This is a genomic window from Rickettsia endosymbiont of Culicoides newsteadi (genome assembly GCF_002259525.1).
GTDB lineage: Bacteria > Pseudomonadota > Alphaproteobacteria > Rickettsiales > Rickettsiaceae > Tisiphia.
Genome location: NZ_MWZE01000084.1, coordinates 1 through 5,295 on the forward strand (window position 1 = coordinate 1; position 5,295 = coordinate 5,295).

The following is a 5,295-nucleotide window of genomic DNA, read 5'->3' on the forward strand; positions in this document are numbered from 1 at the left end:
AAAAAAACATTTATCACAGGCATTAACTCCTTGCAACTCCTATATCTCCTTTATTTTTTCTTATCCCTTATCCCGAATTGACGTGTAAAGATACTTACGTCTCTAATCAACAAGATATTTATTCTGTAGAAGATAAACCAAATTTCTATGTGATGGTTGATCGAAAGTTGAAAGAGAAAATGGATAGTCAACTACTTGAAAATTTTAATAATTCCTTATTAAAAGGATTAATTGATAAAGACCATAAGAGTAATGGGATAAAAATTATACCCAACATACTGATAGAGCTTAAAATTACTGGTGATGAGCGATTATATACATATGAGATTTATAAAAATCCTCAAGGCAAATACTTAATTTATTTTAACAAGCAAGGTAATCATAATGATGTAAAGAAGGCGACACAACTAAGCAAAGGTTTAAAAATTATTGAAACAGATGAAATATCTTATTTCTCTTCTCTTCCAAAAGAGCCTGAGTATAGCATTGATACACAAAAGTTAGATTTGGAGGAGATGCAAGCATTAGCACTGCACTTACAACAAGAAGAGGAGATGAAAGCATTAGGGGTTTCTGATAATGATGATGCCGATTTAAGTTTTGACAAGCTATAACATAATATTATAATTTTATTCTCAAATTTTGATTGACATGCTACAAATTAATTTGTCATTCCGAGTACTCTTGTCATTCCCGCGTAGGCGGGAATCTAGTATAAACCCCTGCCTACGCAGGGGTGACATAAAGTTGAGATGACATAGAACAGAATTGCTTCGTCGGCTCAAGGCTCCTCGCAATGACGGTTGAGGCTCAAGGCTCCTCACAATGACAGTGCTGATAAAGAAGCGTTGCATCACCATAACTAAAAAATCGCAGTTTTTGATCTATAGCATATTTGTAGATATTAGTTATTTCCTGATAGCCAGCAAATGCACAAACTAACATGAATAATGTAGATTTTGGCAAATGAAAATTGGTAACTAACATATCGACAATTTGAAATTTAAATCCTGGTCTAATAAAAATGGCTGTTTCAAATCCACCATTTGTTATTTGCCCATTATTTGCTATGGCGTTACTTTCTAATGCTCGTAAGGTGGTAGTGCCGACGGCTATTATTCGTCTATTTTCTTTTTTTGCCTTATTAATCATATCTTCAGTTTTTTTATCTATATGATAATACTCTGAATGCATTTGATGTTGATCAATATCTTCAGTTTTAACTGGTAGGAACGTCCCTGCCCCAACATGCAAGGTAATAAAGGCAGTTTCAATATTTTTTGCTTTAACTAATGCCAACAATTGTTCGGAGAAATGTAGCCCTGCAGTTGGGGAGGCTACTGCTCCATGGTTCTTGCTATAAACTGTTTGATATCTATTATAGTCAAATTCTTCTGAATTGCCTATATCATCCTCTAAATTAGCGTCCTTTGGTAAACTTTCTCCCCTTTTGATATAAGGAGGTAGCGGGATTTCACCATATTTCTCTAAAAACTCAAAAATTGAGATATTATCTAGAGCAAAAGCCACCTCAACTTGTCCCATTCCAAGCTTTTTACTTATAATAATCTTATTACCAACAAACTCAAACTGATCTTCAATGGCAAGTCTTTTTGATGGCTTGGCAAAACCATGCCAATAATTATCACTTATTGCCTTGTTTAGGTATAATTCGATCTTTTTACCAGATTTATTCAGTAGCAATTTGGCGTTAATAACTTTTGTGTCATTAAATACCATTAAATCACCAGGGCATAGATAGTCGATTATATCATGAAACTTGGTCTGCACTAAGTGATTATTTGGGGCAGCTACCAATAAATTAGACTCATCTCGTTTTTTTGCTGGGTTCTGGGCTATTAATTCATTCGGTAAAGTAAAATCAAAATCAGATAATTTCATTAGTTCTCCTGCAAAACTTTACGTCATTGCGAGAAGGCGTAGCCGACGAAGCAATCCATTTGGATTGCCGCGTCGCCGCAAAGCGGCTCTGAGCCATGACGCTTGGCAAGAGGTCTATTCAGGCGATACTTCTCCATCATCACTACCATCTTGCATATTTTCTTCTTCTGTTTCAGGGCTTTCAGCAATCAACGCAACAGAAACTACTTTTTCTTCTTGCTCAGTTTTAAATAATATTACCCCGCTAGTATTACGTCCAGTGATACGTACCGATTCAAGTTTACACCTAATTAGTTTGCCGTTATTAGTAATTAGCATCAACTCATCAGATATATTAACCGGCATTACGCCAACAACCAAGCCTGTTTTATTAGACACATCCATATTAACAACACCGCTCCCACCACGATTAGTAATCCTATACTCATATGCCGAACTTCTCTTGCCAAAACCATTTTCCGTAACAGTGAGGATAAATTCTTCAGACAGTGCCATTTCCAAAATCTGTTCTTTAGTTAAATTTACCCCATATTCTTCCGGAGTAAATTCTTTACCATCAGCTATTAACAATCTTTCTTCTAGAGGAATTGATCGGTAAGTTTCTCTTTCATCCATAGTGCAGGAGATGCCTTTTAATATGGTCATAGAGATAACATAATCGCCTGAAGCAAGTCTCATCCCTCTTACTCCATCAGAAGTGCGGCTTTTAAATACCCTAACTGAACTAGCAGGGAATCTTATAGCTTTACCAGATTTTGTTGCCAGTAACACATGATCTTCATCTTTACAAACTTTAACATCTATTAAAAGGTCATTATCATCAAGCCTAATAGCAATTTTACCATTTGATTGAATACGTTTAAAGTCTGATAAATCATTTCTCCTGATATTACCTTGGCTTGTAGCAAAAATAATATTCAAACTATCCCACTCATCCTGATTCTCAGGTAATGGCATAATATTATTGATATGCTCTCCTTCTTTTAAAGGTAAAATATTGACTATTGGTCTGCCCTTACTCTGAGGATTACCGAGCGGTAATTTGTATAATTTTAAGCTATATACTTGACCAATATTTGAGAAAAATAACATTGGTGTGTGAGTACTACCAACAAATATTTGAGTAGTAATATCCTCGTCTCTCATTGACAGCCCTGACCTGCCCTTCCCTCCTCGGTTCTGTGCTCTATAGGTAGCAAGAGGTACGCGTTTAATATAACCGCCTAATGTTACGGTCACAACCATTTCTTCTCTTTGGATAAGATCCTCTATATCCTGATCGAAATCACCAAATTCAATGCTAGTAAGACGTGGTGTAGCGAATTCATTTTTAATTCTAATTAACTCGTTTTTTAAAATCTCTAAAAGCTTTTCACGGGATGATAAAATAGCAGTATAGCCTGTAATTTCCTCAGCAATTTCTCCTAGATCACTTTCTAATTTATTCTTCTCCATAGCAGTTAAACGTTGTAACCGCATTTCAAGAATAGCTTTTGTCTGTGTTTCAGTAAAATAACAGTTACCATCATCGGCTATCACCGCTCTATCATCAACAAGTTTTACTAAATTTATGATAGTTGATGCATCCCAAGTCCTTTGCATTAATTGCTCTTTAGCACTTGCCGGATCGCTTGAAGATTTAATAATTCTAATAACTTCATCAATGTTACTAACGGCAATAATTAGTCCCAATAAAATATGAGCTTTATCCCGAGCCTTATTTAATAAATATATCGTTCTCCGAGTGATTACTATTTCTCTAAAATTAACAAAAGCCGCTATTACTTCTTTTAAGTTCATAACTTCTGGTAGCCCGTCTTTTAGAGCTAACATAATCACCCCAAAACTGGTTTGTAACTGAGTATAAGAATATATTTGGTTTAGCACTACTTCGGTTACCACGTCTTTCTTTATTTCAATTACTACTCTAATACCATCTTTATTTGATTCATCTCTAAGATCGCTGATACCCTCTATCCGTTTTTCTTTGACTAATTCAGCAATTTTCTCAACTAATTTAGCTTTATTAACCATATATGGTATTTCTGTAATAATAATAGCCTGTCTATTATTAGCAATCTCTTCAATTTCTGCGCGCCCTCTAGTTAGAATACTCCCCCTGCCCGTTAAGTAAGCCGACCTAATGCCGTTTATACCAAGCACAATACCAGCCGTCGGAAAATCAGGACCTTTAACCACTGACATAAGTTCTAATATTTCTATATCATTATTATCAACATATAGGCAGCAAGCATCAATAATCTCTCCAAGATTATGAGGCGGAATATTGGTAGCCATACCAACAGCAATACCATTAGTACCATTTATCAAGAGATTTGGAAACATTGATGGCAATACTGTAGGCTCTCTCTCAGAACCATCATAATTTGGAGCAAAATCAACGGTTTCTTTGTCAATATCTTCAAGTAATGTATGAGTGACTTTTGCTATCCTTGACTCTGTATACCTCATAGCAGCAGGTGCATCACCATCTCTCGAACCAAAATTACCCTGTCCATCAACTAGTGGTAGTCTTAAAGAAAAATCCTGTGCCATTCTTACTAATGAGTCATAAATTGCCACATCACTATGTGGATGATATTTACCCATTACATCACCGACAATTCTTGCTGACTTACGATGAGGTTTGTTAAAATAATTAGAAGCTTCATACATTGCATAAAGAACTCTACGATGCACTGGCTTTAGACCATCGCGTACATCTGGAATAGCCCTACTGACAATTACACTCATTGCATAATCTAAGTATGAGCCTTTCATCTCATCTTCAATGTTAACAGATATTAAGTTTTGATGATCTATAATAGCCACAGTTAGAACCCACATTTATTAAAGTAATATTCGAATGGTTTAAGTATAGTACATATTCGGAAAGAAATCTATCGTTGAATGAGCATAGGCTAGCTAGGAAAGATATTTTTTTCAAGATGATTGAGATTATATATTTAATGATATATAATAATTATTTGAGGTAAGTATATTTAGGAAATATTTATGGACGATAAAAACCAAAATAAAAAACTGACATGGATGGAAATTTTTGAAAAATTGTCACTAATACCAACAGGGGATTCTTTTGATAAAGAAGGTAGAGCAGATTCACCAATTGAAGAAAAAGGAGAATCAAACAAAAGATATAGTGATACATATCCCTACTTCAATGATTTTTGATAAGGTATAGTCAATTGATGAGAAGTTGGGGATATAATCACTCCTAGCCCCAAATTTTCTTGAGTTGACTATAGAATTAACAACATAGAAGGAAGTAGTTGATATGCAAAAATATTTAGACCCAACAAATGATAGTCTATTTAAGAAAATCTTTAGTGATCTGGAGAGGCTAAAAGAATTTGTTAATAGTATTCTTGATTT

The 5,295-nt window shown here is 34.8% G+C and carries 4 protein-coding genes; 2 read left to right on the forward strand and 2 right to left on the reverse strand.

All coding sequences use genetic code 11. The features are described from left to right. Positions 1-77 precede the first annotated feature (77 nt). Entirely contained in the window at positions 78-614 is a 537-nt protein-coding gene (locus RiCNE_RS05640; RefSeq protein ID WP_133062957.1) for a hypothetical protein, read from the forward strand. A 196-nt stretch (positions 615-810) separates the two neighbouring features. Here the strand turns inward: RiCNE_RS05640 and queA are convergent, their stop codons facing one another. After that, a complete protein-coding gene (queA, locus tag RiCNE_RS05645) occupies positions 811-1,902 on the reverse strand; it encodes a tRNA preQ1(34) S-adenosylmethionine ribosyltransferase-isomerase QueA (protein ID WP_094649618.1) in 1,092 nt (363 codons plus the stop codon). 114 nt (positions 1,903-2,016) lie between these two features. Further along, on the reverse strand, positions 2,017-4,734 hold the full coding sequence (gyrA, locus tag RiCNE_RS05650) for a DNA topoisomerase (ATP-hydrolyzing) subunit A (protein WP_275656750.1): 2,718 nt from the start codon (positions 4,732-4,734) through the stop codon (positions 2,017-2,019). Between the two features lie 183 nt (positions 4,735-4,917). On the opposite strand from gyrA, the gene RiCNE_RS07820 reads away from it, so the two are divergent. After that, the gene (locus tag RiCNE_RS07820) at positions 4,918-5,094 is read left to right on the forward strand and encodes a hypothetical protein (RefSeq protein WP_204839959.1); all 177 of its coding nucleotides are present in this window, start codon (positions 4,918-4,920) and stop codon (positions 5,092-5,094) included. The last annotated feature ends 201 nt before the right edge of the window (positions 5,095-5,295 follow it).

Coding starts and splice junctions, on each gene's coding strand:
- queA (WP_094649618.1), bottom strand. CDS start 1,902: ATGAAATTATCTGATTTTGATTTTACTTTACCGAATGAATTAATAGCC.
- RiCNE_RS07820 (WP_204839959.1), top strand. CDS start 4,918: ATGGACGATAAAAACCAAAATAAAAAACTGACATGGATGGAAATTTTT.